This is a genomic window from Oxalobacteraceae bacterium OTU3CINTB1, assembly GCA_024123955.1.
Classification (GTDB): Bacteria; Pseudomonadota; Gammaproteobacteria; order Burkholderiales; family Burkholderiaceae_D; genus Rugamonas.
In genome coordinates this window covers 5,524,737-5,546,578 of the sequence record CP099652.1, presented here as the reverse complement: position 1 = coordinate 5,546,578, position 21,842 = coordinate 5,524,737, and the positions used below count along the sequence as shown (strand labels likewise).

At 63.3% G+C, this 21,842-nt stretch carries 21 protein-coding genes; 12 read left to right on the top strand and 9 right to left on the bottom strand.

Going from position 1 to position 21,842, the window contains the following annotated elements; translation table 11 throughout:
- The first annotated feature begins 2 nt into the window (after positions 1–2).
- The 8 genes from cmk to NHH73_23890 all read left to right on the top strand — a co-directional run bounded on the left by cmk (position 3) and on the right by NHH73_23890 (position 7,318).
- The gene (gene cmk, locus NHH73_23925; GenBank protein ID USX25596.1) at positions 3–677 is read left to right on the top strand and encodes a (d)CMP kinase; all 675 of its coding nucleotides are present in this window, start codon (positions 3–5) and stop codon (positions 675–677) included.
- Positions 678–814: 137 nt separating this feature from the next.
- Complete coding sequence (rpsA, locus tag NHH73_23920) at positions 815–2,494, top strand: 30S ribosomal protein S1 (GenBank protein USX29691.1); 1,680 nt, start codon at positions 815–817, stop codon at positions 2,492–2,494.
- Positions 2,495–2,504: 10 nt separating this feature from the next.
- Positions 2,505–2,810, top strand: a complete 306-nt coding sequence (locus NHH73_23915; GenBank protein USX25595.1) for an integration host factor subunit beta — start codon at positions 2,505–2,507, stop codon at positions 2,808–2,810.
- 138 nt (positions 2,811–2,948) lie between these two features.
- Positions 2,949–3,251, top strand: coding sequence for a LapA family protein (locus tag NHH73_23910; GenBank protein ID USX25594.1), 303 nt, complete (start codon positions 2,949–2,951; stop codon positions 3,249–3,251).
- Positions 3,252–3,278: 27 nt separating this feature from the next.
- Positions 3,279–4,454, top strand: coding sequence for a lipopolysaccharide assembly protein LapB (lapB, locus tag NHH73_23905; GenBank protein USX25593.1), 1,176 nt, complete (start codon positions 3,279–3,281; stop codon positions 4,452–4,454).
- A gap of 91 nt (positions 4,455–4,545) precedes the next feature.
- Positions 4,546–5,433, top strand: coding sequence for a D-glycero-beta-D-manno-heptose-7-phosphate kinase (gene rfaE1, locus NHH73_23900; protein USX29690.1), 888 nt, complete (start codon positions 4,546–4,548; stop codon positions 5,431–5,433).
- A gap of 103 nt (positions 5,434–5,536) precedes the next feature.
- Complete coding sequence (locus tag NHH73_23895) at positions 5,537–5,893, top strand: helix-hairpin-helix domain-containing protein (GenBank protein USX25592.1); 357 nt, start codon at positions 5,537–5,539, stop codon at positions 5,891–5,893.
- A gap of 96 nt (positions 5,894–5,989) precedes the next feature.
- Positions 5,990–7,318 carry an MBL fold metallo-hydrolase gene (locus NHH73_23890; GenBank protein USX25591.1) on the top strand — a complete coding sequence of 443 codons (1,329 nt, stop codon included), beginning with the start codon at positions 5,990–5,992 and terminating at the stop codon, positions 7,316–7,318.
- Here NHH73_23890 and NHH73_23885 read toward each other — a convergent pair.
- Both NHH73_23885 and NHH73_23880 read right to left on the bottom strand, forming a co-directional pair.
- Entirely contained in the window at positions 7,302–8,474 is a 1,173-nt protein-coding gene (locus tag NHH73_23885; GenBank protein USX25590.1) for a patatin-like phospholipase family protein, read from the bottom strand. The genes NHH73_23890 and NHH73_23885 overlap by 17 nt on opposite strands.
- Positions 8,467–9,033 (bottom strand): carboxymuconolactone decarboxylase family protein, encoded by a 567-nt coding sequence (locus tag NHH73_23880; protein USX25589.1) that lies wholly within the window; start codon positions 9,031–9,033, stop codon positions 8,467–8,469. The genes NHH73_23885 and NHH73_23880 overlap by 8 nt, the downstream gene beginning before the upstream one ends.
- 181 nt (positions 9,034–9,214) lie before the next feature.
- Between NHH73_23880 and NHH73_23875 the strand changes: the two genes are divergently transcribed.
- Positions 9,215–10,108 (top strand): polysaccharide deacetylase family protein, encoded by an 894-nt coding sequence (locus NHH73_23875; GenBank protein USX25588.1) that lies wholly within the window; start codon positions 9,215–9,217, stop codon positions 10,106–10,108.
- A gap of 22 nt (positions 10,109–10,130) precedes the next feature.
- On the opposite strand, the gene NHH73_23870 is transcribed toward NHH73_23875, so the two are convergent.
- Positions 10,131–10,364 (bottom strand): hypothetical protein, encoded by a 234-nt coding sequence (locus NHH73_23870; protein USX25587.1) that lies wholly within the window; start codon positions 10,362–10,364, stop codon positions 10,131–10,133.
- A 77-nt stretch (positions 10,365–10,441) separates the two neighbouring features.
- Here NHH73_23870 and NHH73_23865 point away from each other — a divergent pair, with 77 nt between their 5' ends.
- Positions 10,442–11,842 carry a PLP-dependent aminotransferase family protein gene (locus NHH73_23865; protein ID USX25586.1) on the top strand — a complete coding sequence of 467 codons (1,401 nt, stop codon included), beginning with the start codon at positions 10,442–10,444 and terminating at the stop codon, positions 11,840–11,842.
- 36 nt (positions 11,843–11,878) lie between these two features.
- On the opposite strand, the gene NHH73_23860 is transcribed toward NHH73_23865, so the two are convergent.
- Entirely contained in the window at positions 11,879–13,642 is a 1,764-nt protein-coding gene (locus NHH73_23860; protein ID USX25585.1) for an FAD-dependent oxidoreductase, read from the bottom strand.
- Between the two features lie 203 nt (positions 13,643–13,845).
- Here NHH73_23860 and cysM point away from each other — a divergent pair, with 203 nt between their 5' ends.
- Positions 13,846–14,748 carry a cysteine synthase CysM gene (gene cysM / locus NHH73_23855; protein USX25584.1) on the top strand — a complete coding sequence of 301 codons (903 nt, stop codon included), beginning with the start codon at positions 13,846–13,848 and terminating at the stop codon, positions 14,746–14,748.
- Between the two features lie 91 nt (positions 14,749–14,839).
- Here cysM and NHH73_23850 read toward each other — a convergent pair whose 3' ends face one another.
- The 5 genes from NHH73_23850 to NHH73_23830 all read right to left on the bottom strand — a co-directional run bounded on the left by NHH73_23850 (position 14,840) and on the right by NHH73_23830 (position 20,772).
- A complete protein-coding gene (locus NHH73_23850; protein USX25583.1) occupies positions 14,840–15,154 on the bottom strand; it encodes a hypothetical protein in 315 nt (104 codons plus the stop codon).
- A gap of 506 nt (positions 15,155–15,660) precedes the next feature.
- Positions 15,661–16,803, bottom strand: a complete 1,143-nt coding sequence (gene mltB, locus NHH73_23845) for a lytic murein transglycosylase B (GenBank protein ID USX25582.1) — start codon at positions 16,801–16,803, stop codon at positions 15,661–15,663.
- Positions 16,794–18,827 (bottom strand): DUF3488 and transglutaminase-like domain-containing protein, encoded by a 2,034-nt coding sequence (locus NHH73_23840; protein USX25581.1) that lies wholly within the window; start codon positions 18,825–18,827, stop codon positions 16,794–16,796. Before NHH73_23840 ends, mltB begins: the two co-directional genes overlap by 10 nt.
- Entirely contained in the window at positions 18,824–19,840 is a 1,017-nt protein-coding gene (locus tag NHH73_23835) for a DUF58 domain-containing protein (GenBank protein ID USX25580.1), read from the bottom strand. The genes NHH73_23840 and NHH73_23835 overlap by 4 nt, the downstream gene beginning before the upstream one ends.
- 11 nt (positions 19,841–19,851) lie before the next feature.
- Complete coding sequence (locus NHH73_23830; protein USX25579.1) at positions 19,852–20,772, bottom strand: MoxR family ATPase; 921 nt, start codon at positions 20,770–20,772, stop codon at positions 19,852–19,854.
- 128 nt (positions 20,773–20,900) lie between these two features.
- On the opposite strand from NHH73_23830, the gene NHH73_23825 reads away from it, so the two are divergent.
- Positions 20,901–21,827, top strand: a complete 927-nt coding sequence (locus tag NHH73_23825) for a histone deacetylase family protein (protein ID USX25578.1) — start codon at positions 20,901–20,903, stop codon at positions 21,825–21,827.
- Positions 21,828–21,842 lie beyond the last annotated feature (15 nt).

The window sequence follows — 21,842 nt, the reverse complement described above, 5'->3', positions numbered from 1 at the left end:
AAATGGTCACATCCCAAATCCCAGTCATCACCATCGACGGCCCGACCGCATCCGGCAAGGGCACCGTCGCGCACCGCGTTGCCGATAAGCTCGGCTTCCATTACCTGGATTCGGGCGCCCTGTACCGCTTGACGGCGCTGTCGGCCCTGCGCCGTGGCACCGACCTGAACGACGAACACGCGCTGGCCAAGCTGGCCGAACACCTGCAATGCAGTTTTCAGGGCGGGGACATCATTTTGTCGCAGGAAAACGTCACCGACGCCATCCGGGCGGAAGAGGTGGGCAATACCGCTTCAAAAATTGCAACATTCCCGACCGTACGCCATGCGCTCGTCGGGCTGCAATTGGGCTTCCGCAAGGCGCCCGGCGTGGTGGCGGACGGGCGCGACATGGGCTCGGTGATCTTCCCGCACGCGGTGTTGAAGGTGTTTTTGACCGCCTCGGTAGCTGCTCGGGCCGATCGTCGTTATAAGCAATTGATTGGCAAGGGAATTTCTGCTAAGATGGAAGACCTACTGATGGATTTGCAGGCGCGGGACGACCGGGATACCCACCGGACCATCGCGCCGCTGGTGCCAGCGGAAGGGGCGCATGTGCTGGATACATCCAATATGACCGCTGATCAAGCGGTCGAACAGGTGTTGCAGTGGTATGCGGCAGTGGGCAAGCCTCACTGAAAATGTAGCAAAGGCGGGTCCGGCAGGAAGAGTTAGTAGTTACTCACTAATTCACTTGCGGGACTTTGATCAACCTTAACCCAACTGAAGTCGCATTCGCGAGCCTTGTTGGCAACCTGGAAGTCACAATGTCTAATATGGAAAGTTTTGCAGCCCTCTTCGAAGAATCCCTGTCGCGTCAAGACATGCGTTCGGGCGAAGTGATCTCGGCTGAAGTCGTTCGTCTGGATCACAACTTCGTGATCGTCAACGCCGGCCTGAAATCGGAAGCATTCATCCCAGTTGAAGAATTCAAAAACGACCACGGCGAACTGGAAGTCAAAGTAGGCGACTTCGTTTCCGTGGCGATCGAGTCGCTCGAAAACGGTTTCGGCGACACCATCCTGTCGCGCGACAAAGCCAAGCGTCTGGCTTCGTGGCTGGCACTGGAAAAAGCGATGGAATCGGGCGAAATCGTCGTCGGTACCGTCAACGGCAAAGTCAAGGGCGGCCTGACCGTTCTGACCAACGGCATCCGCGCGTTCCTGCCGGGTTCGCTGGTCGACACCCGTCCAGTCAAGGACACCACCCCATTCGAAGGCAAGACCCTCGAATTCAAGGTCATCAAACTGGACCGCAAGCGTAACAACGTCGTTCTGTCCCGCCGCGCCGTCATCGAAGCTTCGATGGGCGAAGAGCGTCAGAAACTGATGGAAACGCTGAAAGAAGGCACGGTCGTGACCGGCGTCGTCAAAAACATCACCGACTACGGCGCGTTCGTGGATCTGGGCGGTATCGACGGCCTGCTGCACATCACCGACCTGGCATGGCGTCGTGTGCGTCACCCATCGGAAGTGCTGACCGTTGGCCAGGAAATCACCGCCAAAGTCCTGAAGTACGATCAGGAAAAGAACCGCGTTTCGCTGGGCGTGAAGCAACTGGGCGACGACCCATGGACCGGTCTGTCCCGTCGTTACCCACAAAGCACCCGTCTGTTCGGTAAAGTCACCAACCTCACCGACTACGGCGCGTTTGTTGAAGTCGAGCAGGGTATCGAAGGCCTGGTCCACGTGTCGGAAATGGACTGGACCAACAAGAACGTCGCTCCAAACAAAGTTGTCCAGCTGGGCGACGAAGTTGAAGTCATGGTTCTGGAAATCGACGAAGAGCGTCGCCGTATTTCGCTGGGCATGAAGCAGTGCAAAGCGAACCCATGGGATGACTTCGGCGTGACCCACAAGAAGGGCGACAAAGTCCGTGGCGCGATCAAATCGATCACCGACTTCGGCGTGTTCATCGGCCTGGCCGGCAACATCGACGGCCTGGTACACCTGTCGGACCTGTCCTGGACCGAAACCGGCGAAGAAGCTGTTCGTCGCTTCAAGAAAGGTGACGAGCTGGAAGCCATCGTTCTGGCCATCGACGTTGAGCGCGAGCGCGTTTCCCTGGGCGTCAAGCAACTGGAAGGCGACCCGTTCAACAACTTCGCCGCCATGAACGACAAGGGCGCGCTGGTTACCGGCACCGTGAAATCGGTTGAGCCTAAAGGCGCCGTGATCCAACTGTCCGAAGAAGTCGAAGGCTACCTGCGCGCTTCCGAAATCTCCCGCGACCGCGTGGAAGATGCCGGTACGCACCTGAAGGTTGGCGACTCCGTCGAAGCCCTGGTCATCAACATCGACCGCAAAGCGCGTTCGATCCAGCTGTCGATCAAAGCCAAAGACAACGTCGAGACCCAGGAAGCGATGCAGAAAATGGCCGCTACCGACAACAACGCAGCTTCGGGCACCACCAGCCTGGGCGCGCTGTTGAAAGCCAAGTTCGATAACAAGAACTAAGAACTAGTCGATGACTAAGTCCGAGTTGATCAACCGCCTGGCTGAGCGTTATTCTCAGCTGGTGGCCAAAGATGCGGAGTATGCCGTCAAGACCATTCTGGATGCGATGACCAACGCTTTGGCGACCGGTCAACGCATCGAGATCCGCGGTTTTGGCAGCTTTGCTCTGAATAGCCGGCCACCGCGTATCGGACGTAATCCGAAGTCGGGCGACAAAGTGATGGTGCCCGAAAAACGGGTACCCCACTTCAAGCCGGGCAAGCAATTGCGCGAGCGGGTCGACGCGATGGTCGGGCAACCGATCATCGAGGACTGAAGCGTCTGATGGTTTGACAAGAAAGCGGCGTCCTCGGATGCCGCTTTTTTTTACGCGCTTTTTTTGCGCTTTTTTTGTAGTATTTGGTGACTAGTGCCATACTGGCGCTCTTAGAAATTGAGAACAGGAACCAGGCTGATGAAATTCGTATCCACCCTCATTGGAATCGTCCTATTCGTCTTGTTTTTTGGCTTTGCCCTGAAAAATACGCAGGAAGTCGATCTGCACTTTTTCCTGCACTATGACCTGCGCGGACCCCTGGTGCTGATGCTGCTCGGCTTCTTCGTCGCCGGCGCCGTCCTGGGCGTGCTGGCGCTTACGCCGACCGTGTTCCGCCACCGCCGCGAAACGAACAAACACAAAACCACCATCACGACGCTGCAATCGTCGGCGCAGCAAGTCAACGCGCAGCCGCAGCCCGATGGCGTCACCACACAATAAGCACCACTACCAACGACAAGAACAAGCATGGAATTTGAACTCTGGATGTTATTGGGCATCCCGCTCTTCTTCGGCATGGGATGGATCGCCGCGCGCGTCGACATCCGCCAGCTGGTGTCCGAATCGCGCTCGCTGCCGCGCGGTTATTTCAAGGGCCTGAACTTCCTGCTCAACGACCAGCCGGACAAGGCGGTCGACGCCTTCATCGAGATCGTGCGCATGGACCCGGAAACGGCCGACATGCACTTCGCCCTCGGTAACCTGTTCCGCCGCCGTGGTGAGACCGAACGCGCCATCCGCGTCCACCAGAATTTGCTGTCGCGTCCCGACCTGCCGCAGGACCAGAAGGAGCACGCCGAATATGAACTGGGCATGGATTACCTGAAGGCCGGCCTGCTCGACCGCGCCGAGGAAACCTTCAATCGCCTGATCCACAGCCAGTACGCGGTGCCGGCGCGGCGCGCGCTGCTGGAGATTTTCCAGCGCGAGAAGGAATGGCCGCGCGCCATCGAAGCGGCCATTGGCCTGCAGGAATCGGGCGCCGGATCGCGTCAGAAGGAAATCGCGCAGTTCTATTGCGAGCTGGCGCAGGACGCGCTGGTGCACCTGCATCCCGAGGATGCGCTTCCGCTGCTGGAAAAATCGCTGCAGGCCGACCGTGTCAACGTGCGCGCGACCCTGTTGATCGGCGACGCGCAGCTGGCCAAGGACGATGTCGAGGGCGCGTTGATGACGTGGCGCCGCGTCGAGCAAATCAGCGTGCCGCACACCGCGCTGGTGGCGCAGCGCATGATGGACGGCTACCGCAAGGTCGGCCGCCAGCTCGAAGGCGTTAATCTGATCAAGTCCTACCTGGAGCAGGCGTCGTCGATCGACCTGCTGGAGGTGGTGTACAAGGCGGTGCTGGAGCTGGACGGCCTCGATGCCGCCAAGGACCTGGTGGTCAATGAGCTGCGCCGCACGCCGACGTTGCTGGGACTGGACAAGCTGCTGGAAGCGCGCCTGGTCGATGCGCCGGCGAGCGTGGTGTCGGAACTGTCGATGGTGAAAAACCTGGTGCATGGCTACACGCAGAAGCTGGCGCGCTACCAGTGCAGCCATTGCGGCTTCAAGGCGCGCCAGTTCTACTGGCAGTGCCCTGGATGCAGCCGGTGGGAGACCTACCCGCCACGCCGCACCGAAGAACTGAACGTCATGAATTAAGAATAAATCAGAGGACCATGTGAGTACTTCCGTCACCGCTTTTCAATCCCCCGCACTGGACAAGGTGCGCATCCTGGTCGTTGGCGACGTCATGCTGGACCGCTATTGGTTCGGTGACGTCAGCCGCATTTCGCCGGAGGCGCCGGTCCCCATCGTGCGCATCGAAAAGCGCGAAGCGCGCCTGGGCGGCGCCGCCAACGTGGCGCGCAACGCCGCCGCGCTGGGCGCGCACGCCGGCTTGCTGGGCGTGGTCGGCGCCGACGAAGCGGGCACCGAAGTGGAACAGCTGCTGCAAGGCGGCGGCATCCACAGCTACCTGAAACGCGACAGCGCCATCTCCACCATCATCAAGCTGCGCGTGATCGGCCGCCAACAGCAAATGGTGCGCATCGATTTCGAAGAAGCGCCGACCGACACCGTCCTGCGCGACAAACTGCTGCAGTTCAAGGCGCTGCTGGCCGACTACGACGTCATCGTCCTGTCGGACTACGCCAAGGGCAGCCTGGTGAACGTGGCCGACATGATCGCCTCCGCGCGCGCGGCCGGCAAAGTGGTGATGGTCGATCCGAAGGGCGACGACTTCTCGCGCTACAGCGGCGCCACCGTGCTCACGCCGAACAAATCGGAGATGAAGCGCATCGTCGGCAGCTGGAACAGCGAAGAGCAACTGACGGCCAAGGCGCAGCAACTGCGCGCGGAATTGAAGCTGGACGCCTTGCTGCTCACGCGCTCGGAAGAGGGCATGACCTTGTACACCGAGAACGACCAGTTCCACATGCCGGCGCAGGCGCGCGAAGTGTTCGACGTTTCGGGCGCGGGCGACACCGTCATCGCCACGATGGCGTGCATGCTGGGCGCGGGCGCGGGCTGGAACGAAGCGGTGCAAACGGCCAACCGCGCCGGCGGCATCGTTGTAGGGAAGCTCGGCACGGCAACAGTCACGCGCGAAGAGTTGTTCGACGCGGGCCTCGGCGTTTGATCTAGCTCATACGAACAGCGTCAACCGGGATTGGGTGTCTACCCGTTAAGGGTATTCAAGGTGCGATTTTCGCCCTTGCTCGACACCAACCACGGAGACAGACATGTTCAAAAAACTAATGCTGGGTATTGCCACGCTCGCCGCCACGATGAGCTTTGCGTTCGCACAAGTCGATGCCAACAAAGCAGACGCAGCCGCGCTCGATTCGATCAAGGGTATCGGCCCCGCCAAGTCCACCGCCATTCTCGAAGAACGAAAAAAAGGCGAGTTCAAGGACTGGGCCGACTTTGAACAGCGCGTCAAAGGCGTCGGCGGCAAGAACGCCGCCAAGCTGTCCGAGGCCGGTTTGCTGGTGAACGGCAAGTCGAAAGAGGGCGCCACGGCCGCCGCCGCCAAACCCAAAGCCGACAAAGCCGCTCCCAAAGCGAGCTCCACGCCAGTCGCCGCAGCCGGCAAATAAATCTGTCACACCAGCAAAAGCCCGCAGCCCCGCGCTGCGGGCTTTTGCGTTTTTATGTCTGGTAAGATAGCGCGACATTTTGATTGGAGTCCGCACATGTCGCCCCTGAACATTTCCAGGATACTCCACGCGGGTTATGTCTTCGAGCACGAAGGCACGCAGATACTGTTCGATCCGATTTTCGAAAACCCGTTCAGCCGCAACTGCCACGCCTTTCCCGCCGTGCGCTTCGACCTTGAACAGATCAGGAAGCTCACGCCGGACGCGGTGTTCATCTCGCACTTCCACGACGACCATTGTTCGATGGAGAGCCTGGACCTGCTGCCGCGCGCCACGCCGATCTATCTTTACTGCCTGTTCGACGAACTGTTCGCGATGATACGCGAGCTGGGTTTCAGCGACGTGCGCGCGCTGGCGGTGGATGTGCCGGTGCAGGTGAGCGCGATCGAAGTGATTCCGCGCAGGGCGCTCGACGCCGATGTCGATTCGATGTTTCACATCCGTGCCGGCGGCTTGAATGTGCTGAACGTCGTCGATTCGTGGATGGACCCGGAGACGCTGGAACAGCTCACGGCCTTCGCGCCGTGGGACATGGTGCTGTGGCCCTTCCAGACCATGCGCGAAATCGACGTGATCGCGCCATCGCGCGCCGGGGGCGGCCTGCCGGAGCTTCCGGAGGAGTGGCCCGGGCAGCTGCGCGCACTCGCACCGCGCTACATCGTTCCCAGCTCCTGCCAGTTCGTGCAGGAGCCATGGTCCTGGTACAACCACGCACTGTTCCCGATCACCTACCGGCAGTTCGAGCGCGAGGTCGGCGCATGGCTGCCGCATGCGCGCGTGGTCCGCCTCAATCCCTCCGTCGCGATGGAACTGACGCCGCAAGCGTTGACACCAGCCGCGCCATTGTCCTGGGTGCAGCCGGTCGGCGAACAGGACGTCGACTATCAATACGACGCTGATATCACGCCGCCGCCGACTTCCGAAATCGCCAGTCATTTCGCGCCGCTGACGGACGCGCAAACCGCGCTGGTGCTGGACTACTGCGGCGCGGGCTTGCTCGACAAATACCGGGAGATGGAACTACCACCCGACAGCTACTTCGAGACGCCATGCGTCTGGCAACTGTCGGTCTACGATCATGCGGGCGCCGTCCGGCAGTACCGCTACCGCATCCATGGCGACAGCATCGCTGCGGCGGGGCACGAGGAAGCGCCGTCATGGCAGACCGAAATCCCCATCGCCAAGCTGTACGCCGGCCTGGCGCTGGGGGAATCGCTGACGTCGATGTATATGCGGATCACGGGTGCGCCGGCCGACGCCGACATCGTCGACGATCCGCTGATACGCTGCCTGTTCAACGACGCCTTCGGCGCCTACCAGGCGGCGCAACTGCGGCGCCTCAAGGAAGCTAAGCCGGCTTCGTGAGGAAATCGAAGACGGCCGGATTGTCGTCGATGCTGGGCAGCTGAAGGATTTCCTTGTGCGTGAGCGTGGTGTCGGCGTCCTTGTAGCCGGCCTGCCAATGCTCGTTCATCGTCCTGCGGGAAAACTCCACATCCTTGTACTGGCCCTCGTAAGTCGCCGAACGGTAGACCAGTTCGACGATGTTGTAGAGGGCTGGATCGCCTGCCGCCGCCAGCAGCTTTGCTTGCGGGCTGGCCGCCATGTCCGCCGGGATGACGGCCAACAGTTCGCTCAGCGCGGTGTGCAGCTTTTTCACCCTGCGCAGTGAGTCGGTCGCCATGCGGGTGCGGCTGGAATACTGGATCTCCTTCATGCGCGTGGCGACGCTGGCCATGTCGCGCGGCAGTTCGCCATGGGCGCTCCACAAATCGACTTGCCAGACCAGCGTGTCGAGGCCCGAGCTGTTGGACAGCACCCATTCCAGCGGCGTGTTCGACACCATGCCGCCGTCCCAGTATTTTTCGCCATCGATCTCCACTGCTTCGAAGGCCGGCGGCAGCGCACCGCTTGCCATGATGTGCTCGACCCGTATGTGCTCGGTGGCGTTGTCGAAGTAGGCGAAGTTCCCGGTGCGGACGTTCACCGCGCCGACGCTGAGCCTTGTCTCGCGCGCGTTGATGCGATCGAAATCGACTAGCCGTTCCAGGGTGGCGCGCAACGGCGAGGTGTCATAGAAGCTGGTGGCGCCGCTGCCGCTGCCGAACCCGAAGGACGGCATGCGCGGCTCGAAAAAGCCCGGCACGCCGCGCACGAACGCGCTGCCTGCCGCGAGCTGGTTGACCCAGGCCCGCGTCGCGTCGGCCAGCGCCAGCCCGCTCCAGTTGGCGCCGGGAGGGCCGCCATCGCTGACCAGTTCCCAGAATTCGCGCAGCCGCGCGACCCGGTTTTCCCGGGCGTTGCCGGCGATGATGGCGCTGTTGATGGCGCCAATCGAAATGCCCGACAACCAATGCGGCTCGATGCCGCTTTCCAGCAGGCGTTCGTAGACGCCGGCTTGGTAGGCGCCCAGCGCGCCGCCGCCTTGCAGCACCAGGGCGACGCTGCCGAACTCCGATGGACCCGCGCTGGCGGGCTTGAGCCGGCTGTCGGGCAGCGTGCCGGTATCGCGCTTATTCACGTTCCGGCACCGGCACGTTAAAGCCGTTCAGCGTCGTCGATACCAGCGCGTACAGGCCCACCAGGTAGATCAATTCGTTGGTGCCATGCTGGCCGAAGGTGTCGATCGCGAGCCGGTACAGGGGCTCCGGCAGCGTGCCTCCGCGACTGAGCGCGTACGAGAAATCGAAGGCGACGTTCTCCTGCTTCGACAGGTCGACCGGCTTCAGGTCCGCCACCAGCGCGGCCAGGCGCTCGGCCGACATGCCGGCTTTCTCGGCGACGGCGACGTGCGCGTACAGTTCATAGGCGGCGTTATAGCGGGCGCCAACCACGAGAATCGCGATCTGGCGCACATTGTCCGGCAGGACGGCGTTTGCTGTCATGGCCAGGGTCAGGTCCCAGATCGCCTTGCCGATGCCCGGCTCGTGCAGCCACGGATTCCAGGGGCCCATCAGGGCGCCGTCTTCGCGTTCGACCTTGAAGGCGTTGAAGTTGCTGGCGATGCCTTTGCGCATGCTGTCGTACAGGTCTTTTTGTTCGGGGCTCAGTTCGTTCGGGGGGATGAGTGGAAGTCGCATTTTGTCCTCGGATGGTTGAAGTATGATGTCGAGGAAACAAATGGGACGTTGAGGCCTTGCATGTTACCTCGGCTTTCATTCTGGCATGGATGAGCTCGGCGTTCGATTAAATCGCCCTTAAGGAGAAAATATGTTGGTAACACTTCGTCATCGGATTCGCTTAACCGCAGTGGCCGCGATAATGGCACTCGCTGGCATCTGCGCGGCGCAAGCGCAGTCGGTGGCCTTCACCTTCGACGACGGGCCGCAGCTGGAGGACACGCCGTTGATGTCGCCGCAGCAGCGCAACCAGGCCATGCTCGACGCGCTGGCCGCGCACAAGGTATCGGCGGCGTTGTTTGTCACCTGCGACTTCGGCGCCACCAAGCCGGCCGGCTACGCGCTTGCCAAGGCGTGGGGCGATGCCGGCCATGTGCTGGGCAACCACACGATGACGCATCCGGATTTGAATTCAGCCAAAGTGACGTTGGCGCAGTACCAGCGTGAGATCCTCGACTGCGACCGCATCACGTCCACCTTGCCGGGGTATCGAAAGTGGTTCCGCTTCACCTATCTGCGCGAGGGGAACACGCCGGAAAAGCGGGACGGCATGCGAAGCTTCCTCAAGGAGCAGGGCTACCGCAATGGCTATGTGAGCCTGGACACCAGCGACTGGCGCCTGGACGCGAAGCTCAACGAAGTATTGCGGGCCAATCCCAAGGCGGACATCGAGCCGGTCAAGCGGGCCTACCTGGCGCACGTTAAACAGCGGGCGATCGCCTATCGTGATTTGTCGCGCAAGCTGGAAGGGCGGGATATTCCGCAGGTGCTGCTACAGCATCACAACCTGATCAACGCGCTGTGGTTGAAGGATGTGATCCAGCAGTTCGTCGATATGGGATGGACGATCGTCACGCCGGCGCAGGCGTTCGCCGATCCGGTGTACCAGTTGCAGCCGGAGCGCCAGGCGCCGGGACAAAGCCTGCTGCTCTCGATTGCCCGCACGCGCGGCATGGGCAAGTTCGAAGGGTGGGAGCGGCTGGTGGACGACGGCGATGTCGAGATCGAGCAGTTGGAGAAGGCCGGCGTCCGCTAATGCTATTCGCTTGAACTTCCCTTCATGGGAAGTTCAAGTCCATGCCGAGCATCTTGATAAGGGCGAAGATGACCAATCCCAGTGCCAGCAGCGATAGCAAGAAGATGGCGGCCACCTTGCCGCTCGCGCGGAGCACCGCGCGCTTCTCTTTGTTCTTTTTCCCTTGGTCGTAATGCCACTTGATGGCGAAGTACATGCCGATACCGAGCACGAGAAACTTGAAGATAACGAAGACTACAGGGATCCAATCGATCATTTTGGGTATTTCCAGGCTATGCCACTATCTATCGTAAGGCATACTACCTAAAAACAATATCCATACATAGAGGCAAAATGTCCCAGTCGAAAACCATACAAGATGAAAGTTTGCCAATCTGGTTGCCGCGTCTGGCCGGGAACAAAGGGCCACGGTTTTTGCAGATTGCGGATGCGTTGCAGGCGGCGGTGGTGGACGGATCGCTGAAACCGGGCAACCGTCTCCCTCCGCAGCGCCAGTTGGCGGCGCAGCTGGGCGTCGACCTGACGACGATCACGCGCGCCTACGACGAAGCCAGGCGCCGCAACTTGTTGGAGGGGCGCGGCGCCCGGGGCACGTATGTGGCGGCGCCGAAAGTCGAATGGACCTCGATCCTCGACCTGGGCATGAATACCCCGCCACCGCCGGACGGCGTGGACTTCGACGACATGCTGAAACAGGGTTTGTCTCAGGTCTTGATGAGGGCGGATAATCAAATGCTGATGACGTACCACTTGGGCGGAGGGAGCGACTCCGACCGTAACGCCGGCGCCAAATGGCTTGAGCCGATGTTCGGAATACTGGACGCGCGACAGGTGGTTGTCTGTCCGGGGGCGCAGGCGGCGATCGCCGCAGTGATCCTCGCGTTGACCGAGCCCGGCGACGTGATCCTGGCGGAGTCCACGAGTTATCCCGGCTTGCGTGCCGCCGCGACCCAATTCGGCCGGCACGTCATCGCGGTGCAAGCGGACCAGCACGGGATGGTGCCGGAGATGCTCGAGGAGGCCTGCCGCCAGCACAAGCCGGGGCTGGTCTACCTCAATCCGACACTGCAGAACCCGACCGCCATCACCATGCCGGAACGCCGGCGCAAGGCTCTCGCCGACATCGCGCAGCGCTGCAATGTACGCATCCTCGAGGACGATCCCTACTGGCTCCTTGCCGAGGCCCCGCCGCCGCCCATTGCCACGGTTGCGCCGGAACGGGTGGTCTACATCTCGACGCTGTCGAAATGCCTGACACCAGGCTTGCGCGTCGCCTTCGTGCTGATACGCGATGCGCACGAACGCGAACGTTTCCTGGTCGCGCTCAGGTCATTTGCGCTGATGGCCGCTCCGCTGGCGGCCGCGTTGGCCACCCAGTGGATACTCGACGGTTCTGCCGGCCGCTTGATGGAAGGAGTACGCAGCGAGGCGCGCCTGCGCCACCGGATGGCGCGGGATATTCTGGCGGGGCGGTACAGCGGCGCCGGAGACGGCCTGCATGTCTGGCTCGAATTGCCGGCGTACTGGAACTCCTCGCAGCTGGCGCGTGCCGCCGACAGCGAAGGCATCGCGGTCACGCCGGCTGAGGCATTCGCCACGGGCGGCGTATCCGTGAACGCGATCCGGATCTCGCTGGGTAGCATCAAGGACCGTGGACGCTTGCGGGCGGGTCTTCAACGGCTGTCCCTCCTGCTTGCGCGGCGGCCCGAGTCGTTCAGCGCCGCCCTGGTTTAACTGGCCGGGAAGCCCTGTGCTCCATCTGCCAACCCGCTAGCGTTTATCGGCCGGCAGATTCGCCAGGAAGGCGTGGATTTGCGACACCACCGCCGCGCCTTCGCCCACCGCCGCCGCGACGCGTTTGGTGGAACTGGCGCGCACGTCGCCGATGGCGAACACGCCCGGCACGCTGGTCTCGAGTGCGGCGCGGGCCGGCATCTCGCGCGGGTACACGCCCTTGTCGAAGTTGGCCTTGCACTGCGCCTTGGTGACGTCGAAACCGGTGCGGATAAAACCGTGGCCGTCGACGTCGACGCCGCATTCCTCCAGCCAGCCGGTGTTCGGATCGGCGCCGATGAACAGGAACACGCGGCAGACATCGTAATCGCATTCCTCCTCGCTTTTCGAATTGCGGATGCGCACCTGCTTCAAGCCATCCTCGTCGCCTTCGAGCGCGATGATTTCCGAGTGCGTGTGCAGTTCGATGTTCGGCGTGGCCTGGATGCGTTCGATCAGATAGCTCGACATCGTCGACGACAGGCTGTCCTTGCGGATCAGCATATGCACCTTGGACGCGTGCGCCGCCAGGAACACCGCCGCCTGGCCGGCCGAGTTGCCGCCGCCGACCAGCACGATCTCCTCGCTCTTGCACAGCTTGGCCTCGATCGGCGAGGCCCAGTAATAAATCCCCTTGCCTTCGAACTGCTTGAGGTTGGCCAGCGACGGCCGGCGGTAGCGCGCGCCGCACGACAGCACCACGGTCCTGGCCTGCAGTTTCTGCAGGCTGCCGCACATTTCCACCTGCAGCGGATAGGTATCGCAAATCAGCCGGCCGGCGGGGGCCGGGATGGCGATCTCGACGCCGAATTTCTGCGCTTGGACGTAGGCCCGGCCGGCCAGCGCGCGGCCGGAGACGCCGGTCGGGAAGCCGAGGTAATTTTCGATGCGGGCGCTGGCCGCCGCCTGGCCGCCGAAGGCGCGGGTCTCCAGCGCCAGCACCGACAGCCCTTCGGACGCGGCGTACACCGCCGTCGCCAGTCCGGATGGGCCGGCCCCGACGACGATCACGTCCCACACCTTGTCGGCGGGCAGGTCCGGCAGCATGCCGAGGCAGCGGCCGATATCGACCGTGGTCGGATTTTTCTTCACCACGCCATCCGGGCAGACCACCAGCGGCAGTTCATCGGGTTTTGGCTGGTAGTGTTCCATCAATTCCGTCGCCTGCTGGTCCACCTCCGGATCGAGCACGCTGTACGGATGGCCGTTGGCGGCCAGGAAGCTTTGCAGGGTGTGGATGCGGCCGTGGCCGCGCGGGCCGACGATGACCGGGCCGCCCGAGTTCTGTTCGATCAGGCCGACGCGGCGCAGGATCAGCGCGCGCACGATGCGTTCGCCCAGGTCGGCGTGCGCGACCAGCAGCGCGCGCAGCGATTCGGGCGGCACCACCAGCACCTCGACCTCGCCGACGGCGTTGGCGTTGCCCAGCGCCGGGCGTCCGGACAGCTGCGCCACTTCGCCGGAGAACTGGCCCGGCGTGTGCGTGGTGATATAGGAAGTGTTGCCCAGCCCGTCGAAGCGGGTAATGGCGACGCCGCCCTTGAGCACCAGCAGCATGCCGTAGCTGCTCTTGCCCGCCTCGGCGATTTTTTCACCGTCGCTGAAATGGCGCACGTGGCCGAAGCGCAGCATGTGCTTGATGTCGCTGTCGGACAACGTGGGGAACATCTGGTGGCGGCGGCTTTCCAGGTCGGCCGGCAGCGCGGCGGCGTGCGGTTCCGGGGTGGTGTCGGGCAGCATTTCAAGCGGTGAGGTGGACATGGCGGTCGAGTGGTGTAAGAGTGGTCGGCACGGCGTGGTGCGATGCAGCGATGATGCAAGTCTAGCGCATGCGGCCGCTCCAGTCCAAAGACTTCCGGCACTTTACCTCCTCAGGCAGGGGCGCGGCCAGGTCTTGCAATACGCGCAACGGCAAGTCGGATTAAAATGCATGTTTTGGCGAAACCCACTGAAGATTGAACACGATGGCTTACAAGACTCTGGAAGATACGATCGGCAGTACACCGCTGGTGCAGCTGACCCGCCTGCCGGGCGCGGACGCGGTCGCCCGCAACAATATTATTCTCGGCAAGCTCGAAGGTAACAACCCGGCCGGTTCGGTCAAGGACCGCGCCGCCATGTCGATGCTCAAGCGCGCCGAGGAGCGCGGCGACATCAAACCCGGCGATACGCTGATCGAGGCGACCAGCGGCAACACCGGCATCGCGCTGGCGATGGCGGCGGCGTTGCGCGGCTACAAAATGTTGCTGTTGATGCCTGAGAACCTGAGCATCGAGCGGCGCCAGAGCATGGCCGCCTACGGCGCGCAGATCATGCTCACGCCCAAGACCGGCGGCATGGAATACGCGCGCGACATGGCCGAGCAACTGCAAAAAGATGGCAAGGGCATCATCCTGGACCAGTTCGGCAACCAGGACAACGCGCGCGCGCACTACGAGGGCACCGGTCCGGAAATCTGGCGCGACACCGACGGCCGCGTCACCCATTTCGTCAGCGCCATGGGCACCACCGGCACCATCATGGGCGTGTCGCGTTATCTGAAGGAGCAGAATCCGGACGTGCAGGTCATCGGCGCCGAGCCGGAAGAGGGCTCGTCGATTCCCGGCATCCGCAAATGGCCGGAAGCCTACTTGCCGAAGATCTACGACCGCACGCGCGTCGACAAGGTCGAGGCGGTGTCGCAGGCGTCGGCCGAACGCATGGCGCGGCGGCTGGCTGCGGAAGAGGGTATTTTCTGTGGTATTTCGGCGGCGGGCGCCTGTGAGATCGCGTTGCGCATTTCGCAAACGGTCGAGAACGCGACCATCGTGTTCATCGTCTGCGACCGGGGCGATCGCTATCTGTCGACCGGCGTGTTTCCAGCATAAAACGGGCGCGCAAAAAGATGTATCCCTCGCCCCTGCAAGAGGGGGGAGGGATACAAGGGTAAAACGCTACAGGTCAGCGCCGGGGTAAAACTTAACCCTGGCCCTGGCCTGGTTCGCCTTCCTTTGGTTTGAACTGCTTATCGCTGATGCGGAACTTGTTGCGACGGTCGCCCATCAAGTAACGCAGGTCACGAATGCTCAGATCGCTTACTTCGTGCATGCGGATCAGCAGCGAAGCGCCGACCGGCAGGCGATGGTGGCGAATTTTACTGATCACTGGCGGTGCCACTTCCAACGCGCGCGACAGGGCCGCGTCGTTTTTCAACCGCAGGTTTTCGATCAGGGTATCGAGCAGACGGTTGGGATTGTATTGCAGCAGGTCATCGCCATCCGCATCGTTGTTCATATCTATGCCGACTTGGTTTGTCATGATTTCGTCTTTTCCTTCTGTAAAGTTGTCCTGCAAAGTACAACACTCGGAGCTCGCTTTGCTGCGTTAATGTTCATCCTTACCAAGGAACGAATTTACACACGGACCGATTCCGGGATAACAAGTTTCATAATATATACACAATTATACAACATCTCGCAATGTAATACCCGACAGCAATAGAAAAAAACTGCATAGTCGTGTATTGTTGTCCCGATGCAACATTGTGTGAGAATTATACACCGAGTCTTGTGCTAGCCTATGGCGCACGCTATTATTTAGCAACTAAAGTTAATTATAAGGCAATTCCGTTGTATAGATGCTTATAATTTCATGCTTTAGCGGCCAGTTTGGATGATTAATTTCCAAGTGTCAACTAAACAATACCGCGTGCAAGTTAGGGCTACAACACCCGTTACGGTTGCTTACATCCCTCATCGCCGTCCTTACACGCGTCCGCGCGCCTTTAACGTGCGCCTTTTCTACAGTCCGCCACGCGCCAGCCGCACCGCGCGGCCCAGCTCGATGACCGACATTGCGTAGAAATAGCTGCGGTTGTACTGCGTAATTGCAAAGAAATTACTGTTGGCCAACCAGTATTCGGTTGGGTCGGCGCCGTTTTGCAGATCGACCAGACCATAGGTCTGTTGCTCCGGCACCGGTACAGTGGTGGTGACTCCCGCCGCTATCAAGTCCTGCGGCGAATATTTTGCCGTCAGGCCCTGTTGCAGCATCGGTTCCCAGGCCTTGTTGGGCGAGGCCGAGGCCGCATACACCAGCGGTCCGCCGTTCTCGCGCTCCCAGCCATGCGCCGCCAGGAAGGCGGCCACGCTGCCGATGGCGTCGGTGCTGGAGCCGAGCAGGTCGATGTGGCCGCTGCCGTCGAAGTCGACCGCATATTTGATCAGGCTGCTCGGCATGAACTGCGGCATGCCCATCGCGCCGGCGAACGAGCCGCGCAGCGACAACGGATCGACGCCGTCGCGGCGCGCGAATACCAGCGTCGCCTCCAGCTCGCCACGGAAGAATTCCATGCGGGCGGCGCGCTGCGGCGCCTCCGGATACGAGAACGCCAAGGTGGTGAGCGCATCGACGACGCGGAAACGGCCGGTGACGCGGCCGTACACGGTCTCGACGCCGATGATGCCGACAATAATCTCGGCCGGGATGCCGTACAGCGCCTCGGCGCGGTTGAGCGCGTCGGCGTTGTCGTTCCAGAACTTGACGCCGCCGTCGATCCGGGTCGACTCGATCGTCAGCGCCCGGTAGGCGTTCCAGTTTTTCGGCTTGCCCGGCGGCGCCGGCTTAACCAGCTGCACCGTGGCGTCGACATAGCGCACCTGGGCCATCAAGCTGTCCAGCTCCTTGCGGTCGAAGCCGTTGCGGGTGGCGACATCGTCGAGGAAGGCGCGCACCTCTTTCCATTCGCCGAAGTTGACGTACTCTCCGACGTAGTCGATGGCCGGCACGGCTTTCTTTTTGACGGGAGCGGCCTTCTTCTTGGCCTTTTGCTGCATGCTCGGCGGCAGTTTGTAGCCGTAGCGGTCGACCTGTGCGTGGCTGGCGCCGGTGGCGGCCAGCAGCGCGGCGGCCAGCAGGGGGGTGATCAAAGTCTTCATCGGCATAGTGGTAACAGTGTTTTCAGCGTCTTGAGCGACGCCGTTCGTTGTTCGGCCCCGGCGCCGCCGTATTTGAGCGCGCCATACAGGGTTAAAAATGTCTCCATCGCCGCGTGTTTTTCCGCGCTGGCGGGCATGTCCCGCAGACGGGCAGCATAGCTGAGCGGGCCCTCATCGGGGCGCCGCGCATAACCGTGACGCGCCTGCAGCCGGCAAAAGGCCTGGTACAGTCCGTCGAGCGGCGCGGCCGGCCGGCGTTGCCGCCGCCAATGCAGCAGCCAGGCCAACGCGCAGACCAGGGCCGCGCCGAGTGCGCTGCGCCAGTTGCCGAACACGGAACCTAGTTCCGCAAGGAAACTTCGCTGCCTATCTGGATTGTAATCCAGGACCCATTGATTCCAAGAATTATTCAACGCGGCATAGCGGAATCTGAGTTGCGCCAGCCACGAATCCGGGTCGTTTTGCAGTTCGATGAACTGGCCGAAGCCGAACGCGGTCGGCGCCGGCAGCGCCCGCGCCAGGTTGCGGGCGATGCGCTCGGGCGCGACCGCGCCGGTGGGATCGACCCGGCGCCAGCCCTGCGACGGCAGCCAGATTTCGGCCCAGGCGTGGGCGTCGGACTGGCGCACCGTCAGGTAGCCGTCGAGCGGGTTCATTTCTCCGCCCTGGTAGCCGGTGACCACGCGCGCCGGCACGCCCATGGCGCGCATCAGCACCACGTAGGCGCCCGAATAGTGCTCGCAAAAGCCGGCCTTGGTGATGAACAGGAAGTCGTCGACCATGTCGCGTCCGGCCAACGGCGGCTGCAAGGTGTAGCTGAAGGTGTCGCGGCGGAACATCGATAACACTTGCTGCGATAGCTGGCGGGCGTCCGCCGACTGCGCGGCTTGCTTTAGCTGTTGCGCCAGCGCGAGCGTGCGCGGGTTGAAACCGTCCGGCAGCTCCAGCCAGCGCCGCAGGTTTTCCGGCGCCTCATTGGCTTGCAAATCGAAATCGACGTAGGCGCTGGCGGCGTAGCGCACCCGGCGCGCCACCGGCTCCATCGTGAACTGCTCCATCTCTTCCGACTCGCGCACGTTGAAGCCCGGCACGCTGAATCGCGGGCCGGTCAGCTCCAGCAGCGCCAGCCAGCGCTTGCCGGTCGGTTCCATCGTCACCTCGTGGCGGATGGCCTGGCCGCGCACGCTGATGGCGATGTCGCGGGGTCGCAAGCCTCGCGCGCCGCGCCGGCGCGGCACGCGGGTCCAGGTGCGGCCGTCGTAGTCGCCCAGCACGATGCTGCGCCAGTACAGCTGGTTCTGCGGCGGCGCCTGGTCGAGGAAGCGCACGCGGAAGGCGACGTCGTCCGACTGCGCCAGCGACGACAGCGTGCCCGGCGCCATGCTGTCGGAGATGCCGCTGCGGCCGCTGTGGGCGTCGCCCGGCATGCCCCACAGCGGCCCCTGCACGCGCGGAAAGCCGATGAACATCAGCAGCGCCAGCGGCGCGGCCAGCAGGAACAGCTTGGCCGAGGTGCGCAGGCGCCGCGCCAGCGGCGGCACGGCGCCGGTGTACTGGAACGATTGCTGCGCCGTCAGCAGCACGATGATGGTGACGGCCATGAACAGCGCGGCCGGCATCGTCTGCGAATAGAAAAAGCTGGTCAGCAGCACGAAGAAGCTGAGGAAGATGACGACGAACAGGTCGCGCTTGGCGCGCATCTCCAGCAGTTTGAACGCCAGCAGCAGGGTCAGCATGGCGACCCCGGCGTCGCGGCCCAGCAAGGTGCGGTAGGTGAAGTAGACGCCGGCCATCGACGCCACCGCGACCGGCACCAGCAGCCACAGCGGCGGCATGCGCTTGCCGCGCCAGGTGATGGCGGCGCGCCACAGCAGCGTGGCGCAGACGGCCAGGCTGACCCAAAACGGCAGGTGGGCGAAGTGCGGCGCCAGCACCATCAGCGCGGCGGTGAGCAGCAGCAGGGTGTCGGCCTTGTCGCGCGGCAGGGCCGCCAGGCGCTGCACCGGGCCGCGTGGCGATGTGTCGCTCATGCGCCGCCCTCGCGTCCGAACAGCGCCAGCGCGCGCAGGCAGGCGGCGCGGTGGGCGTCGCCCAGCGCCGGACCGTAGGCGTACTGCGCCAGTCGGAAGGTGTAGGGCAGGGCGCGCTGCTCCGCCTCCAGCACCCATTGCGTCATGCGCGACAGTTTCAGCTCCAGGTCCATTTGCAGCGGCAGGTCGGCGAAGTCCAGCGCCAGCTCGGCCACCGCGCCGCCCTCGAAATGCTTGGTCACCAGTTGTCCGCCCAGCGCCGGATCGTGGCGGGCGATCTGGCGCCAGGCCAGATGCCGCATCGGATCGCCCTGCTGGTAGCTGCGGATGCCGGCGAAATTGTCCAGCCCCACGGTACCGTGGCCGTCCTCGCTGGCGGCGCCGTGCGACGGCAGCGGCTGGGCCGGTGTTTCCGGCGCCGGATACACCAGCACGCGCAAGTCCGGTTGCCAGTAGCTCCACGCCTTGAACAGGCCGAGCGGGAAACGCGTCGTCAGCTGGATGCGCGGCGCGGCCAGCCAGCCGCGTTCGCGCGTCGGCAGCGACAGCGCCACCGCGCTGGCGCCGCCGGCCGCCACATCCGTCACCTGGCGCGGCGCGCCGTGCGTCTGGAAGCCGAGCCAGATGGCGTAGCGGTCCAGCTTGGTGGGATTGGCCAGATGCAGCTCGAACTGCGCCTCCTCGCCGGCGAACACCGGCGGCGCGCGGCCCGGTTTTAGCTTCAGCATAGCCAGGTTGCGCGCAGTCAAGAACATGTCGGCCACCGCACAGGCGCCGGTGAAGAAGGTCAGCGCGAAGCCCAGGCCGAGGTTGTAATTGAGTGCGCCGATCAGCATGATCAGCAACAGCAAGGTGAAGGACAGGCCGGCGCGCGTTGGCAGGATGAACACGCGGCGCGACGTCAGGGTGACCTCGCCCGGTTCGTTGTCGCGCAGCTGGAACACCCACCGGTTGCCAACCCGCCTGCCTTTGCGGTACAACGCTTGCAGGCCGGAATTCACGCCGGAATTCACGCCGGATTCCACTACAGCGGCACCGATTTCTGCAACTGCAGCACCAGGTCGCGGCTGGCCAACGCCACGCCGTGCGCCGCCTTGAGCGGACGCAGGCGATGCGCGCAGACCGGCACCAGCACCGCCTGCACATCTTCCGGCAGCACGTGGTTGCGGCCCTCCAGCGCGGCCCAGGCGCGCGCCGCCTGCAGCAGCGCGATGGCCGCGCGCGGACTCATGCCCTCGGCGAACATGCCGTTCTGGCGCGAGGCGGCCGCCAGCGCCTGCACATAGTCGACCAGCGACGCCGACACGTGGATCTGCTTGAGCGCTAGCTGGGCGGCGGCCAGCTCGGGCGGCGTCATCGCCGCCGGCAGCGTCTTGAGCAGCACGCGGCGGTCCTCGCCCAGCAGCAGCGCGCGTTCGGCGGCGGCGTCCGGATAGCCCAGCGACAGGCACATCAGAAAGCGGTCCAGCTGCGACTCGGGCAGCGGGAAGGTGCCGATCTGGTGGGTCGGATTTTGCGTGGCGATGACGAAGAACGGCAGCGGCAGCGGCCGCGTGACGCCGTCGGCGCTGACCTGGCGCTCCTCCATCGCCTCCAGCAGGCCCGATTGGGTCTTCGGCGTGGCGCGGTTGATCTCGTCGGCCAGCAGCACTTGCGTGAAGATCGGGCCCGGATGGAACACGAAGCCATTCTTTTCGCGCTCGTAGATCGAGATGCCGTTGACGTCGGCCGGCAGCAGGTCGCTGGTGAACTGGATGCGGTTGAAACGCAGCCCCAGCGAGATCGCCAGCGCGTGCGCCAGCGTGGTCTTGCCCACACCAGGCACGTCCTCGACCAGCAGGTGGCCGCCGGCCAAAAGGCAGGTCAGCGCTTGACGTATCTGCAAGTCCTTGCCGACAATGATGTCTCCGACCTGGCGTGCCACCGCGTGCAATTTTGTGTACATGATATGTATGGTAGATTAGCGTCTGGCATCAGCAGAATCAGGCGCGGCGTTTGAACGATTCTATGCGAGAAACCGCGCAGCGGATATAGCGTAGTGAGAGGGCATTCGCGGCCCCGCAAAAAACACACATGACCACAGCCATTTACAGCCATCCCGATTGCCAGCGCCACGACATGGGCGACTGGCACCCCGAATCGCCGGCGCGCCTGCAAGCCATCGCGGACCAGCTGATCGGATCGCACATCAGCGACCTGCTCGAGCACCGCGAGGCGCCGCTGGTGGCGCTGGCCGACCTCGAGCGCAACCACAGCCGCAACGCCATCGCCATCGTGCGCGACAACGTCCCGGCGCCGGGCGACACCTATCCGATCGACGGCGACACCTCGCTCAACGCCTGGAGCTGGCTGGCCGCGCAGCGCGCCGCCGGCGCCGCCGTGGCCGCGACCGACGCCGTCATCGATGGCGAGATCGACAACGCCTTCTGCTCGGTGCGTCCGCCCGGTCACCACGCGCGGCCGGTCGAGCCGATGGGCTTCTGCCTGTTCAACAACGTCGCCGTGGCGGCCAAGCACGCGCTCGACGCGCGCGGCCTGGCGCGGGTGGCCATCGTCGACTTCGACGTCCACCACGGCAACGGCACCGAGGAAGCCTTCCTCAACGAGCCGCGCGCGCTGATGGTGAGCTTTTTCCAGCATCCGTTCTATCCGTACAGCGAGCCGGAGCCGATCACTGCCAATCTGGTCAACGTGCCGGTGCCGCTCGCCACCAAGGGCGACGCCGTGCGCAAGATCGTCACCGAGCAGTGGCTGCCGGCGCTGCACGCGTTCAAGCCCGAGATGATCTTCATCTCGGCCGGCTTCGACGCCCACCGCGAGGACGATATCGGCGGCATGGGGCTGGTCGAGGCGGACTACGCGTGGATGACGGAACAGGTGATGGAGGTGGCGCGGCTGTACGGCAAGGGCCGCATCGTCAGCTGTCTGGAGGGGGGCTACAACCTGTCGGCGCTGGGCCGCAGCGTGGTCGCGCATTTGAAGGCGCTGGCCGAGATCTGAGACCCCGGCCGGGCG

Bases quoted from the DNA above. Each gene is read 5' to 3' on its own strand.
- NHH73_23915 (USX25595.1), top strand. From the start codon at position 2,505: ATGACTAAGTCCGAGTTGATCAACCGCCTGGCTGAGCGTTATTCTCAG.
- cysM (USX25584.1), top strand. From the start codon at position 13,846: ATGGCTTACAAGACTCTGGAAGATACGATCGGCAGTACACCGCTGGTG.
- rfaE1 (USX29690.1), top strand. From the start codon at position 4,546: ATGCTGGACCGCTATTGGTTCGGTGACGTCAGCCGCATTTCGCCGGAG.
- NHH73_23840 (USX25581.1), bottom strand. From the start codon at position 18,827: ATGAGCGACACATCGCCACGCGGCCCGGTGCAGCGCCTGGCGGCCCTG.
- NHH73_23880 (USX25589.1), bottom strand. From the start codon at position 9,033: ATGCGACTTCCACTCATCCCCCCGAACGAACTGAGCCCCGAACAAAAA.
- NHH73_23825 (USX25578.1), top strand. From the start codon at position 20,901: ATGACCACAGCCATTTACAGCCATCCCGATTGCCAGCGCCACGACATG.
- NHH73_23865 (USX25586.1), top strand. From the start codon at position 10,442: ATGTCCCAGTCGAAAACCATACAAGATGAAAGTTTGCCAATCTGGTTG.
- NHH73_23870 (USX25587.1), bottom strand. From the start codon at position 10,364: ATGATCGATTGGATCCCTGTAGTCTTCGTTATCTTCAAGTTTCTCGTG.
- NHH73_23895 (USX25592.1), top strand. From the start codon at position 5,537: ATGTTCAAAAAACTAATGCTGGGTATTGCCACGCTCGCCGCCACGATG.
- cmk (USX25596.1), top strand. From the start codon at position 3: ATGGTCACATCCCAAATCCCAGTCATCACCATCGACGGCCCGACCGCA.
- NHH73_23890 (USX25591.1), top strand. From the start codon at position 5,990: ATGTCGCCCCTGAACATTTCCAGGATACTCCACGCGGGTTATGTCTTC.
- NHH73_23860 (USX25585.1), bottom strand. From the start codon at position 13,642: ATGTCCACCTCACCGCTTGAAATGCTGCCCGACACCACCCCGGAACCG.
- NHH73_23910 (USX25594.1), top strand. From the start codon at position 2,949: ATGAAATTCGTATCCACCCTCATTGGAATCGTCCTATTCGTCTTGTTT.
- mltB (USX25582.1), bottom strand. From the start codon at position 16,803: ATGCCGATGAAGACTTTGATCACCCCCCTGCTGGCCGCCGCGCTGCTG.
- rpsA (USX29691.1), top strand. From the start codon at position 815: ATGGAAAGTTTTGCAGCCCTCTTCGAAGAATCCCTGTCGCGTCAAGAC.
- NHH73_23875 (USX25588.1), top strand. From the start codon at position 9,215: ATGGCACTCGCTGGCATCTGCGCGGCGCAAGCGCAGTCGGTGGCCTTC.
- NHH73_23830 (USX25579.1), bottom strand. From the start codon at position 20,772: ATGTACACAAAATTGCACGCGGTGGCACGCCAGGTCGGAGACATCATT.
- NHH73_23850 (USX25583.1), bottom strand. From the start codon at position 15,154: ATGAACAACGATGCGGATGGCGATGACCTGCTGCAATACAATCCCAAC.
- lapB (USX25593.1), top strand. From the start codon at position 3,279: ATGGAATTTGAACTCTGGATGTTATTGGGCATCCCGCTCTTCTTCGGC.